This window comes from Streptomyces sp. NPDC041205, assembly GCF_055591765.1.
Map to the genome: position 1 here is coordinate 258,436 of NZ_JBVIZH010000006.1, position 12,895 is coordinate 271,330.

The 12,895-nt window shown below is 71.5% G+C and carries 12 protein-coding genes; 2 read left to right on the forward strand and 10 right to left on the reverse strand.

The window, feature by feature from the left end; all coding sequences use genetic code 11:
- Window positions 1-158 precede the first annotated feature (158 nt).
- Window positions 159-1,019 (forward strand): 3-hydroxybutyryl-CoA dehydrogenase, encoded by an 861-nt coding sequence (locus ACZ6BG_RS26255; protein WP_469005695.1) that lies wholly within the window; start codon window positions 159-161, stop codon window positions 1,017-1,019.
- Between the two features lie 281 nt (window positions 1,020-1,300).
- On the forward strand, window positions 1,301-1,558 hold the full coding sequence (locus ACZ6BG_RS26260) for a hypothetical protein (RefSeq protein ID WP_030356297.1): 258 nt from the start codon (window positions 1,301-1,303) through the stop codon (window positions 1,556-1,558).
- A 30-nt stretch (window positions 1,559-1,588) separates the two neighbouring features.
- Here ACZ6BG_RS26260 and ACZ6BG_RS26265 read toward each other — a convergent pair whose 3' ends face one another.
- The 10 genes from ACZ6BG_RS26265 to infC form a co-directional block, all read right to left on the reverse strand.
- Window positions 1,589-2,131, reverse strand: a complete 543-nt coding sequence (locus ACZ6BG_RS26265; RefSeq protein WP_380852834.1) for an NUDIX hydrolase — start codon at window positions 2,129-2,131, stop codon at window positions 1,589-1,591.
- 155 nt (window positions 2,132-2,286) lie between these two features.
- Window positions 2,287-3,636 carry a hypothetical protein gene (locus ACZ6BG_RS26270; protein WP_030356295.1) on the reverse strand — a complete coding sequence of 450 codons (1,350 nt, stop codon included), beginning with the start codon at window positions 3,634-3,636 and terminating at the stop codon, window positions 2,287-2,289.
- Between the two features lie 271 nt (window positions 3,637-3,907).
- A complete protein-coding gene (locus ACZ6BG_RS26275) occupies window positions 3,908-5,062 on the reverse strand; it encodes a PP2C family protein-serine/threonine phosphatase (RefSeq protein ID WP_469005699.1) in 1,155 nt (384 codons plus the stop codon).
- A 248-nt stretch (window positions 5,063-5,310) separates the two neighbouring features.
- Complete coding sequence (pheT, locus tag ACZ6BG_RS26280; protein WP_469005701.1) at window positions 5,311-7,887, reverse strand: phenylalanine--tRNA ligase subunit beta; 2,577 nt, start codon at window positions 7,885-7,887, stop codon at window positions 5,311-5,313.
- Window positions 7,887-9,032, reverse strand: coding sequence for a phenylalanine--tRNA ligase subunit alpha (gene pheS / locus ACZ6BG_RS26285; RefSeq protein ID WP_469005704.1), 1,146 nt, complete (start codon window positions 9,030-9,032; stop codon window positions 7,887-7,889). The genes pheT and pheS overlap by 1 nt, the downstream gene beginning before the upstream one ends.
- 159 nt (window positions 9,033-9,191) lie before the next feature.
- Window positions 9,192-10,340, reverse strand: coding sequence for a sensor histidine kinase (locus ACZ6BG_RS26290; protein ID WP_469005706.1), 1,149 nt, complete (start codon window positions 10,338-10,340; stop codon window positions 9,192-9,194).
- Window positions 10,341-10,397: 57 nt separating this feature from the next.
- Window positions 10,398-11,255, reverse strand: a complete 858-nt coding sequence (locus tag ACZ6BG_RS26295; protein ID WP_469005709.1) for a TrmH family RNA methyltransferase — start codon at window positions 11,253-11,255, stop codon at window positions 10,398-10,400.
- 165 nt (window positions 11,256-11,420) lie between these two features.
- Window positions 11,421-11,804 carry a 50S ribosomal protein L20 gene (rplT, locus tag ACZ6BG_RS26300; protein WP_016642495.1) on the reverse strand — a complete coding sequence of 128 codons (384 nt, stop codon included), beginning with the start codon at window positions 11,802-11,804 and terminating at the stop codon, window positions 11,421-11,423.
- Between the two features lie 101 nt (window positions 11,805-11,905).
- Window positions 11,906-12,100 (reverse strand): 50S ribosomal protein L35, encoded by a 195-nt coding sequence (gene rpmI / locus ACZ6BG_RS26305; protein ID WP_018848956.1) that lies wholly within the window; start codon window positions 12,098-12,100, stop codon window positions 11,906-11,908.
- A 105-nt stretch (window positions 12,101-12,205) separates the two neighbouring features.
- Entirely contained in the window at window positions 12,206-12,865 is a 660-nt protein-coding gene (infC, locus tag ACZ6BG_RS26310) for a translation initiation factor IF-3 (RefSeq protein WP_469006204.1), read from the reverse strand.
- Window positions 12,866-12,895 lie beyond the last annotated feature (30 nt).

A 12,895-nucleotide genomic window follows, 5' to 3' on the forward strand; every position in this document is an offset into this window, starting at 1 on the left:
CCACCGACAACCGCTGGTCGTTCGGGGACAGCATGCCCGACCCGGCCCGTATCGCACCGCAGGTTGCGGAGTAACGTTCACCGGCGAGGCAGGCACCGGCTCGTACGGGGGACCCTGCCAGTCCGTTGATCAGCGAAAGGCACGAGGTGACCGACTCTATGGCCGACATTGCGCGCGTCGGAGTGGTGGGCTGTGGCCAGATGGGCGCGGGTATCGCGGAGGTCTGCGCCCGCTCCGGCCTGGACGTGAAGGTCGCGGAGACCACCGGCGAGGCGCTGGAGATCGGCCGTACCCGGCTGTACAACTCCCTGGCCAAGGCGGCCGAGCGCGGCAAGATCTCCGAGGCGGAGCGGGACGAGGCCATCGCCCGGCTCAGCTTCACCACCGACCTGGGCGAGTTCGCCGACCGTGACCTCGTCATCGAGGCGGTCGTGGAGAACGAGCAGGTCAAGACCGAGATCTTCCAGGTGCTCGACCAAGTGGTGACGCGGCAGGACGCGATCCTCGCCTCCAACACCTCCTCCATCCCGCTGGTGAAGCTGGCCGTGGCGACCTCCCGCCCGGACCAGGTCATCGGCATCCACTTCTTCAACCCGGCCCCCGTGCAGCAGCTCGTCGAGCTGATCCCGGCGCTGACCACGTCGGAGGGCACGATCAGCCGGGCGCAGACCCTGGTGGAGAAGGTGTTCGGCAAGCACGCGATCCGCGCCCAGGACCGCTCGGGCTTCGTGGTGAACGCGCTGCTCATTCCGTATCTGCTCTCCGCGATCCGGATGTTCGAGTCGGGCATCGCCTCCCGCGAGGACATCGACAACGGCATGGAGATGGGCTGCGCCCACCCGATGGGGCCGCTGAAGCTGTCCGACCTGATCGGCCTGGACACCGTGGCATCGGTGGCGGACAGCATGTACGAGGAGTACAAGGAGCCGCTGTACGCCGCTCCCCCGCTGCTCCAGCGGATGGTCGACGCGGGCCGCCTCGGCCGTAAGACCGGATCGGGCTTCTACACGTACGCCTGATTCACGCCATCTCCGCACGACCCGCGTCCAGGTACGCGTGATCGCCTTCCGCTTCACCGCTGGCGAGCCGGGAGTGATTACTCTCCGCACCTGAACTCGAGTCAATTTTCGGCCAGTTCACGGACCCGGCGCTCTCCGAGCGCCGGGTCCGCGCCGTTCACACACCGTGTGCGCGGGGGGCTCGCATATGCCCTTCGCACACGCTCCCGCCCCGACCACCAGGCGAGTTGACTTTCCGTGCGCACAGGGGGGATGTGACGACTACCGAAAGGAGCGGACTCGTGACCACCGACCCCGAGCGTCCCGTGGTCCCGGAAGAACTCGCAGAGTTACGTCGCAGCCTGGACGTGGGCCTCGCCCGCGTCGACGGACGGCTCGCGTTACTCACCCAGAGCGACACACAGCACACCAAGGACCAGGACGACCTGTCCCTCCGGATCACGGCCCTCGAGCACAACCGGTGGCCACTGCCAGCCCTCGCCGCCCTCACCTCCATCGGGGCACTCGTGGTGGCGGTGTGGCAGGCCCTCGGGCGCTAGCCCGGGGGCGGAACAGGCGGGACAGGCCGGTCAACGCGCGTCCTGGCCAAGACGCAGATGGTGCAGCAGAAGGAGTGCCGCCGCCATATTGGCGGCCGGGACCTCGCCCCGCGCCACCATGTCGGGGACGAGCTTCAGCGGGACCCACTCACGGCGGTCCGACTCGAAGTCGTCCACGGGGTGGCCGATGTAGGTCCCCTCGTCCGACCAGTAGATGTGGTGCCGGGCGTCGGTGAGACCGTTGGACGGCTCCACGCTCATCAGGTGCCGCAAGGGTCCCGGCCGCCAGCCGGTCTCCTCCTCCATCTCGCGGGCCGCCGCGTACGCGATGTCCTCGCCGTCCTCGACGACTCCGGCAGCCAGCTCCCAGCCCCAGCTGTCGGTGATGAAGCGGTGCCGCCAAAGGAGCAGCACCTCGTTGGCCTCGTTCACGACCGTGGCGATCGCGACGGGCCGCAGGCGTATCAGGAAGTGATCGAGGTGCCGCCCGTCAGGAAGCTCGACATCTGCGAGATTGACGGTGAACCATCGGTTTCCATACACAGTTTGTTCGCTCTGTTTCGTCCACTGCACGGTTCTGCCACCTTTCGACGAATAGATGGCAATATCGCAGCAGAAGAGTGTCCAGAGCACTCCGCGCACGGCAGAGCGAAGTAGCACGTGTCACGCGTGGCTTCGCCCCCGCTCCCCGCGGCGGCACAGAGGTCGCGCGTCGGCGCGCCGCGCTCCTACAGCGGGACCCGCAGTGCGCCGTCGATGAGTTCGGCGGCCTCGGCCGTGCCCGCGCAGTCGCTGCGCACCAGGTGCTCACGCACCGCCCGCAGCCGGTCGCGCAGTCGCTGTGACTCCATTCCGCGCGCCTGTTCGGCCATTTCCACCGCCGTGGCCACCGCCTCGTCGGTGTTCCCCTGGCGCAGTTCGATCTGGCTCAGCATGGCGAGCCGGTGCACCCGGCCCCGGTCGTGCGCCGGGGTGTCCACGGCCGCCGCGGCGTGCTCGTGCGCTCCGGTCAGATCGCCGAGGCTGAGCAGCGCCTCCGCCACCTGTACGTTCACCAGGCCGGGCTGGACATAGCCCGTCTCGTCCGGCTCGCGCCCCCGCCGGATCCGGTCGGCCGCGGCCTCGGCACGCCGGATGCAGGACAGCGCGCTGCTGCCGTCGCCCAGGTGCGCGTACGCCTTGGCCTGCATCGCGTACAGGTCGGACGCGAGCGCCGGGGTGATGTCGCGGCCCGCGGCGCGCAGCGCGGCCTCCGCGAAGGCGACCGCCTGGCGGTACTCCCGCATGAACAGCGACTGGTTGACGAGCAGCGCGATGACGTACGCGCCGAGTCCCCGGTCCCCGCTGGCCTTCGCCAGGCGCAGCGCCTGGTGGAAGTAGCGCTGGGCCAGACCGTGCGCGTCCGAGTCGTACGCGCAGATGCCCGCGATGGCCACCAGGCCGCCGGTCGCGCGGTGCAGCTGACGGCCCATCGCGTCGGTGTAGCTGCCCCGGAGCAGCGGCGCCGCCTCGGCGTTGAGGAATCCGACTATGCGGGTGCGCATCGCCACGCCGCCCGTCTTGCGATACATCTGCTCGTAGTGCGTGCGGGCCGCGCGCATCATCTCCACCTCCGCCATGCTGACCGGGTGGCGTCCGCCGCGGGAGACGTCCACGTCCTCGGGCGGGTTCTCCCACTCCCAGACGGGCATCACCGCGGGCGTGCCGGTGACGGCGGGGGCGCCGAGCAGATGCGGGCGCTGCTGTTCGTCCGAGCGCCACAGCGCGGTGGCCCGCTCGACGAACCCGGAGAGCGTGGAGGCCATCGAGCCCTGCCGCGCGGCCGGGATCCCGGGCACGCCGAGGCCGATGTCGTCGAGCGCGACCGTGCGTTGCAGCCGGGCCGCGAGGACTTCGCAGATCAGGTCGGGCACCTGGCCGCGGGGGCGCTGGCCCTTCAACCAGCGGGCCACGGCGGTGTGTTCGTATCTCAGCGAGAGACCTCTGGCCTTTCCCGCCTGGTTCACATGGGCGGCGAGGCCCGCGTGGGAGATGCCCGCTTCGTCGAGGATCGCGTCGAGCAGGGTGTTGGGCTGCATGGAGGCCCTCCGGAGGCTCGGTGGCGTCAAGCCTAGTGGAGCTGTCTTCACACGGGGTGTGAACGGAGTGCCCGCATCCGGGGAGCGCGCGCTCTGCCGCGCCGGGCGCGTGGTCGGTTGACTGAGAGCCCTCACCAGGAGGCGGCCGGGCCGCCGGCTCCCCCCTCATACAGTGCGGCGGCCCCTCTGTGGCGCCGTCCGATCAGCCGTCGTCTGCCCGGCAGTTCCGCGACGGCCCGGACGGCGCAGGCCGCATCGGGCCGGGCGGTGTTCAGCTCATGGTGCGGGCGCGCCGCCCGGTCTCGGTCGTCTGTGAGGGAACCCGCGAGCGGTCGTTGCGCAGCACCAGCAGCGCGGCGTCGTCGGACGTCAGCCGGCCGATGTGGCGCAGGAGTTCGCCGTACACGGCGTGGATGACGCGGTGCGGTGAGACGGGCGGGGTCCGGGCGGCCTCGCTGAGCACCGACGGCAGCGGAAAGAACCGGCCCGCGGTGTCACGGGCGTCCTCCATCCCGTCGGTGTACAGCACGAGGGCGTCGCCGGGCAGCAGCCGTCCGAGGTGCGCGGGTGGCAGCTCGGCCGGGAGCGGGAAGGGCCCGAGCGGCGGCAGCGGGTCCCCGCCCGACATCGGCTCGGCCCGGCCGCGCAGCCGATAGGGCCAGGGGTGGCCGCAGTTGAGCGCCCACACGTCGCCGTCCGCGCCGATCTCCACGAGCAGTACGGTCACGAACTCCTCGGCGAGCGGACTCTCCGGCGGGGCGGCACCGTTCGCGGGGTGCTCGGCACGGGAGCGCTCCCGCTGGTGCCGGGCGAGCGCACGCTCCAGGCGCCGCAGGACGAGCGGCAGTTCGGGCTCCTCGTGGGCGGCCTCGCGGAAGCTGCCGAGGACCGCGGCGGCGGTGCCGATCGCGGCGAGGCCGTGGCCCCGCACGTCCCCCATCACCAGGCGCACACCGTGGTCGGTGGCCGCGACCTCGTACAGGTCCCCGCCGACGGAGGCGCCGTGTGTGGCGGAGAGCCGTCCCGCGGCGAGCGCGAATCCGTCGACGCGCGGCGGCAGCGGCCTCAGCAGGACGTTCTGCGCGGCGCCCGCGACCTCCCTGAGCTGGCGCAGCTCCCGCAGCAACGCACCGCGCACCTGCAGGACCAGGCCGGTGCCGACGGCGAAGAAGACGGCACTGGTGACGATCCGCGCGCTCAGGCTGTGCTGTTGGGCGAGCGGGCAGGTCAGTTTGTACGTGATGGCGACGGCGCCCCAGACCGTGGGCAGGCCGAGCGCGAGAGCGCGGCGCAGCCGACGGGCGCGGGGTCGCTCGAACGACGTGGTGGCTCCGGGGCAGTCTCCCTGGGGAGTTCGCGCCCGAAGCCTCGCCGTGCGGTGGGCCCCGGCGCTGCGACGGGGCGCGCGAGGCTTGATCCGGATCATGCCGACGGCCCCCTAAGGCCCAGTCCAGCGTGCGGGCCGTGTGCGGGACCGGCCCCTACGGCCGAACTGATTCTGTCCACCGCATGGGCGGATCGGGCCAGATCACCGGAAGTTGTCACCCTAACGAGTGAGGGGCGTATCCGCGTCCACGGATACGCCCCTCAACTGCGCCTTCACACACCGGCGATGCTCTCGCGCCGCCGTTCGACCCCGCCCACCGAGGCGTCGGGGCCCGCGGGCCCTCGGGATTACGCCCCGCGCAGCACCGCGCCCGTCACCTCGGCGGCGCGCGCCACGGCCGCGTCGCGCGCGGCGGTGGCCTCGTCGACGGTCAGCGTGCGGTCGGCGGCACGGAAGCGCAGCGCGTACGCCAGCGACTTCTTGCCCGCGCCGATCTGCTCACCGGTGAAGACGTCGAACAGGCGGATGTCCTCGAGGAGTTCACCGGCGCCGTCGCGCAGGAAGGCCTCGACGACGGCCGCGGGCACGTCGGTGTCCACGACGAGCGCGACGTCCTGCGTGGCCATCGGGAACGCCGAGATGCTCGGCGCCTGCAGGGTGCCCTCGCCGGCCTTGGCGAGCACGTCCAGGTTCAGCTCCATCGCGCAGCTGCGGGCGGGCAGGCCGAGCGCCTTGATGACGCGCGGGTGCAGCTCACCGGCGTGGCCGACGCTGACGATCTCGCCCTCGGTGCCGTCCTCCGCGACGCCGTCGGCGTGCTCGATGAACACGTTCAGCTCGGCGCAGCGGCCCGGGTGCCACGGGCCGTACTGCCCCTGCTGGACGATCAGTTCGGCCCCGGCCGCACGGGCCACGGAGCGCGCCGCCTCGACGGCGTCCGCCCAGTCGGCCGGTCGGCCCTTGCCCCACCAGCCGGCCTGCTCACGGGCGCCCGCGAGGACGACCGCGACGTGCCGGGGCTGGTCGGGCAGCGCCTGGTTCAGCGCCGCGATCTCCTCGTCCGTGGGACGCCGGTCGGCGGGCAGCCGGGCCGGGAGCGCGGCCTCGTCGTCGGCAGCGGTCTCGCGGGGGTGGAAGACCAGGCCGGTCTCGAACAGCGCCAGGTCGTGGCTGCCGCGCCCGTCGTTGCGGCGCAGCGTGGCGAGCAGGCCAGGAAGCAGCGTCGTACGGAGCGCGGGCTCCTCGTCGGACAGCGGGTTGACGAGCTTGACCACGCGGCGGTTCGGGTCGTCCTTGTCGAGGCCGAGCTGGTCGAAGACCTGCTCGCCGACGAACGGGTAGTTCGGCGCCTCGACGAAGCCGTCCCCGGCGAGCGCGCGGCCCACCCGGCGGTGCAGCCGCTGCCGCTCGGTCAGACCGCGCCCGGCGGGCGGCCGGGGCAGGGTCGAGGGCAGGTTCTCGTACCCCTCGAGGCGGATGACCTCCTCGGCGAGGTCGTTGATCTCGGCGAGGTCGGGCCGCCAGGACGGCACGGTGACGGTCAGGGAGTCCTGTCCGTACACGTCGCAGCCGACCTCCTGCAGGCGGCGTACGACGGTCTCGCGGCCGTAGGCCACACCGGCGACGCGGTCCGGGTGGTCGGCGCGCATGGTGATCGTGTGCGGCGCGGAGGGCGCGATGACCTCCGTGACCCCGGCCTCGGCGGTGCCGCCCGCGAGCAGCACGAGGAGGTCGACGGTGCGCTGCGCGGCGGCGGACGCGGCCTGCGGGTCGACGCCGCGCTCGAAGCGCTTGGCCGCCTCGGAGGACAGCTTGTGGCGGCGCGCGGTGCGGGCCACGGAGACCGCGTCGAAGTGCGCGGCCTCGATGACCACGTCGGTGGTGCCCTGCGCCTCGCCGGACTCGGCGTCCACGACGGTGTCGGCGATCTCGGTGTTGGCGCCGCCCATGACGCCCGCGAGGCCGATGGCGCCGCGGTCGTCGGTGATCACCAGGTCCTCGGCGTCGAGCACCCGCCGGGTGCCGTCGAGGGTGGTGAACTTCTCGCCCTGCTCGGCCCGGCGCACACCGATGGTGCCCTGGACGCGGGAGCGGTCGTAGGCGTGCAGGGGCTGGCCGAGCTCCAGCATCACGTAGTTGGTGATGTCGACGGCCAGCGAGATCGGGCGCATGCCCGCCTTCTGCAGGCGGCGGCGCAGCCAGATCGGCGAGCGGGCGTCGGGGCGCAGGCCGGTGACGGTGCGCGCGGTGAAGCGGTCGCAGCCGGCCGGGTCGCTGACGCGCACCGGGTAGCCGAAGGAGTTCGGCGCGGGCACGTCGAGGAGCGCCGGGTCGCGCAGCGGCAGGCCGTAGGCGGTGGCGGTCTCGCGGGCGACGCCGCGCATCGACAGGCAGTAGCCGCGGTCGGGCGTGACGGCGATGTCCAGGACCTCGTCGACGAGTTCGAGCAGCTCGATGGCGTCGGTGCCGACCTCGTGCTCGGGCGGCAGGACGATGATGCCGCCGCTGCCGTCGTCGCCCATGCCCAGTTCGTCGCCGGAGCAGATCATGCCGTGCGAGGTCTTGCCGTACGTCTTCCGCGCGGAGATCGCGAAGTCGCCGGGCAGGACGGCGCCGGGCAGGACCACGACGACCTTGTCGCCGACGGCGAAGTTCCGGGCGCCGCAGACGATCTCCTGCGGCTCACCGGTGCCGTTGGCCGTGCCGACGTCGACGGTGCAGAAGCGGATGGGCTTCTTGAAGCCCTCCAGCTCCTCGATGGTGAGGACCTTGCCGACGACGAGGGGGCCCTTGAGGCCCGCGCCGAGCTGCTCGACGGACTCGACCTCGAGTCCGGCGGCGATCAGCTTGGCCTGCACGTCGCGGCCGGTCTCGGTGGCGGGGAGATCGACATACTCCCGCAGCCAGGAAAGCGGGACCCGCATCAGATCTCCATCCCGAACGGCCGGGTGAAGCGCGCGTCACCCTCGACCATGTCTCGCATGTCTTCTACGTGGTGGCGGAACATCAGCATCCGCTCGATGCCGAACCCGAAGGCGAACCCGCTGTACTTCTCGGGGTCCACGCCACAGGCGGCAAGCACCTTGGGGTTGACCATGCCGCAGCCGCCCAGCTCGATCCAGCCCTCGGAGGAGCAGGTGCGGCAGGGCTGGTCGGGGTTGCCCACGGACTCGCCACGGCACACGTAGCAGACCATGTCCATCTCGGCGGACGGCTCGGTGAAGGGGAAGAAGTGCGGCCGCAGCCGCGTCTTCATGCCCTCGCCGCCGAAGAGCGCCTGCACCATGTGGTCCAGGGTGCCCTTGAGGTCGGCCATGGTCAGGCCCTCGTCCACGGCGAGCAGCTCGACCTGGTGGAAGACGGGGGTGTGGGTGGCGTCCAGCTCGTCGGTGCGGTACACGCGGCCGGGGCAGATCACGTAGACCGGCGGCTCGCGGTCGATGAGCGAGCGGATCTGCACGGGCGAGGTGTGGGTGCGCAGCACCACACCGGACGCGTCGTCGCCGTCGGCCCGGGCCGCGCCGAGCGACGCCGGGTCGACGAAGAACGTGTCCTGCTCACCGCGGGCCGGGTGGTCCGGGCCGATGTTCAGGGCGTCGAAGTTGAACCACTCGGACTCGACCTCGGGGCCCTCGGCGACCGCGTAGCCCATGGCCACGAAGATGTCCTCGATGCGCTCGGACAGCGTGGTCAGCGGGTGCCTGGCCCCGGCCGGTACGCGGTCGTGGGGCAGCGAGACGTCCACGGCCTCCTCGACCAGGACGCGCGCGTCGCGCTCGGCCTCGAGCTCGGCCTGGCGGGCGGCGAGCGCCTTGTTCACGGCGCCGCGGGCCATGCCCACGCGCTTTCCGGCGTCGGCCTTGGCCTGCGGGGGCAGCGCGCCGATCTCACGGTTGGCGAGCGCCAGCGGCGAGGTGCCGCCGGTGTGGGCGGTCTTCGCCTCCTGCAGCTGGTCGAGGTCGGCGGCGGCCGCGAAGGCGGCGAGCGCCTCGTCCCGCATGCGCTCGATCTCTTCAGGTTTCAGTGCCTCGACCTCGACAGGGTCGTACGACTTGTTCGGTGCCGACATCTCTTCCCGTGCTTCCGTTGGCTGGCGGATGGTCCCCGTCGACGAGTCGGAGACGACTGGTCCTGAGATCGTCCCGAGAGTGGGGACACAAAGGTGCCAACGACCGAGTCTAACGGGGGTGCGGTGAACGCATGCGCCCGCGGGCGGCCGCGGCGATGATCACTGGAGATACGCCGGGGCTCCCACGGGCAACGTAAATCGGAACTGGGCGCCGCCGCTCGCCGCGCGGCCCACGGTGATCGTGCCGCCGTGCGCTTCGACGATGCCCTTCACGATGTACAACCCCAGTCCCGTCCCGCCGCGTTTGCTGCCCCGCCAGAAGCGGGTGAAGACGCGGCCCATCGACTCCTCCGGAATGCCGGAGCCCTCGTCGCTGACGGTGACCGCGGTGTCGGCCGCCCCTCGCACCCGGAGGGAGGGCGAGGGCGCCACATCAATGGTGACCGTTCCCTCACCGTGCCGCACCGCATTTTCCAGGAGGTTGCTCAGCACCTGATCGATCTTGTCCGGATCGGCCCACAGGTCGGGCAGCGGTTGCAGCAGCCGTACGAGGAAGCGGTCCGCGTCCTGGCCGGCGGCGACGTGGGCCTGGATGTGCCGTCCGACGGCCGCGCCGATGTCGACGGGCTGGCGCCGCAGTTCGAGCCGCCCGGAGTCGATCCGGGAGATGTCGAGCAGTTCGGCGATCAGCCGCGTGACCCGGTTGGCGTCGGCGTCCACCGTCTCCAGCATCAGCTTCTTCTGGTCGTCGGTGAACCGCTCCCACTTGGCGAGCAGCGTCGCCGTGAAGCCCTTGACGGACGTCAGCGGGGAGCGCAGTTCATGGGCGACGGTGGCGATCAGCTCGGCGTGGCTGCGCTCGGTGCGGCGGCGGGCCTCGGTGTCGCGCAGGGAGACCACGAGGCGGCGCAACGGCCCGGTCGGCCGGGTGCGGACGTACCGGGCGGACACGAGGACTTCGCGGCCGCCGGGGAGCAGCAGGTTCCGCTCGGGCTGGGCGTTCCTCGTGGCGAGGCCGCCGTAGGGGTCGGTGAGCTGCCACCAGCGGCGCCCTTCGAGGTCCTCCAGGGGCAGGGCCCGCTCGATGGCGGCGCCCATGGCATCGCTGGCGCGGACGGCGGTGATCCTGGCCGCGGCGGCGTTGAAGCAGATCACTCGCCCCGTCTCGTCGGCGACGACGAGTCCGTCGGGCAGGTCGTCCGGGTCGATGCCGAGCTCGCCGGGGCCCGGGCCCGCCTGGCCCGACGGGCCCGCGGGAGGGCACAGGATGTCCCGCACTCCCGGTGGTCTGCTCGTGCCGACAGTCATTCCCCGTATCCCCGCCTCTCGGAACCGGCGCAATGGGCCTGTGAGCCCGACACACTACTAGCCGGGGGTGACGGAGCGGCACCCTCCGACGGCGCGCTGTGCACGGGCGGACGCATAGAGGCATACGGCTGCCGCGGTCGCGAGGTTCAAGCTCTCGGCGCTTCCGTGGATCGGAACGCGCACCACCGCGTCGGCGAGTGCGCGGGTCTCCTCCGGCAGGCCCCAGGCCTCGTTGCCGAAGATCCACGCCGTCTCGGTGCCCATGGTCCCCTGGTCCAGCTCGGCGTCCAGGTCGTCCGCCCCGGCCCCGTCGGCGGCGAGCACGCGTACGCCCGCGCCCTTCAGGCCTCGTACGGCCTCCTCGACGGGCACGCCCACGGCCACCGGCAGGTGGAAGTGCGAGCCGACCGAGGCGCGCACGGCCTTGGGGTTGTACAGGTCGACGGAGGCGTCGGTGAGGATCACGGCCTCGGCGCCCGCGGCGTCGGCGCAGCGCAGCACGGTCCCGGCGTTGCCGGGGTCGCGGACGTGGGCGAGCACGGCGACGAGCTTGGGCCGCCCGGCGAGGATCTCCGCCAGCGGCACGTCGAGGAACCGGCACACCCCGACCAGGCCCTGCGGGGTGACGGTGGTGGAGATGTCGGCGATGACGCTCTCGTCGGCGAGGTGCAGGTTCGCCCCGGCGTCCCGGGCGGCGGCGACGATGTCCGCGTACCGCTCGGCGGCCTCGACGGTCGCGAACAGCTCCACGAGCGTGGCCCGCCCGTCCCCCCGGTGCCCTGCGGCCTCCCGCACGGCCTGCGGCCCCTCCGCGAGGAACAGCCGTTCCTTGCCGCGGAAGTTCCGCTTGGCGAGTCGCCGCGCGGCGCTGACGCGCGGCGACCGCGGGGAGATCAGTTCCGGGCTGATGGCCATCAAGTCGCCTTAGGGGGTACGAGGGTGGGACGTCACGCCGCCCGGGAGGGGCGACCGGTCAAGCGCCACGGGGCGGGTGTCGGAGCGGACCGCGGGCCGAACACGACGGGACCCGCAGGCCCGATGGCCTGCGGGTCCCCTCACAGCTCAAGCCACGTGCGAACGTCAGGCGGCCTTGGGGGCGTTGACGTCGCTCGGCAGGGCCTTCTGCGCGACCTCGACCAGCGCGGCGAACGCGTTGGCGTCGTTCACGGCCAGCTCGGCGAGGATCTTGCGGTCCACCTCGATGTTGGCGGCCTTCAGACCCTGGATGAAGCGGTTGTAGGTGATGCCGTTGGCGCGGGCAGCGGCGTTGATGCGCTGGATCCACAGCTGACGGAAGTCGCCCTTGCGCTTCTTGCGGTCGTTGTAGTTGTAGACGAGGGAGTGGGTGACCTGCTCCTTCGCCTTGCGGTACAGGCGCGACCGCTGGCCGCGGTAGCCGCTGGCCTGCTCGAGGATCGCCCGACGCTTCTTGTGGGCGTTGACTGCCCGCTTGACGCGTGCCACTTGTTAACTCCTTGTAGCGGGGCCGCGGGGGAACTCACGCGGCCCGATATCGATTGGGTCCCGGTCCAGACGTACGGCGCTCAGACAGAGCGCCGCGTACGTCACTTGCCGAGAAGCTTCTTGATCTTCGCGGCGTCGCCCGGGGCCATCTCGGCGTTGCCGGTGAGGCGACGCGTCAGACGGGACGACTTGTGCTCGAGCAGGTGGCGCTTGCCGGCGCGCTCGCGGAGCACCTTGCCGGAGCCGGTGATCTTGAAGCGCTTCTTGGCACCGCTGTGCGTCTTGTTCTTCGGCATAGCGCCGTTCTCTCCTCGTCAGTGGCACTCCGATGCCCGGTCGTGAGACCGGGCATCCCGGAGCGTCATGTGTTCGATTGGCATCCCCTGACTCGCGTCCGGGGATCAGGCCTCGGCGGGAGCCTCGGCCGGGGCCTCGACGGGGGCTTCGGAAAGCTCCTCCTCGGCGGCGTTCTGCGACTTGCCCGGATTGGCCTTCGCATCCGCCTTGCGAGCCGCCTGGGCCTCACGGGCCTCGGCCATCGCCTCGGTCTTCTTCTTGTGCGGACCGAGGACCATGATCATGTTCCGGCCGTCCTGCTTCGGGTTCGACTCGATGAACCCGAGCTCCTGGACGTCCTCCGCGAGCCGCTGCAGCAGCCGGAAGCCGAGCTCCGGACGGGACTGCTCGCGACCACGGAACATGATCGTGATCTTGACCTTGTCGCCCTGCTTGAGGAACCGGACGACGTGACCCTTCTTGGTGTCGTAGTCGTGCGGGTCGATCTTCGGCCGGAGCTTCATCTCCTTGATGACCGTGTGCGCCTGGTTCTTGCGCGCCTCACGGGCCTTCATGGCCGACTCGTACTTGAACTTCCCGTAGTCCATGAGCTTGCACACGGGCGGACGGGCGTTCGCCGCGACCTCGACCAGGTCCAGGTCGTACTCCTGCGCAAGCTCCAGGGCCTTGGCAAGCGGGACAATCCCGACCTGCTCGCCGCTGGGACCGACAAGTCGCACCTCGGGAACGCGAATCCGGTCGTTGATGCGGGGCTCGGCGCTGATGGATCCTCCTCGGTAGCACCACGCGACCGT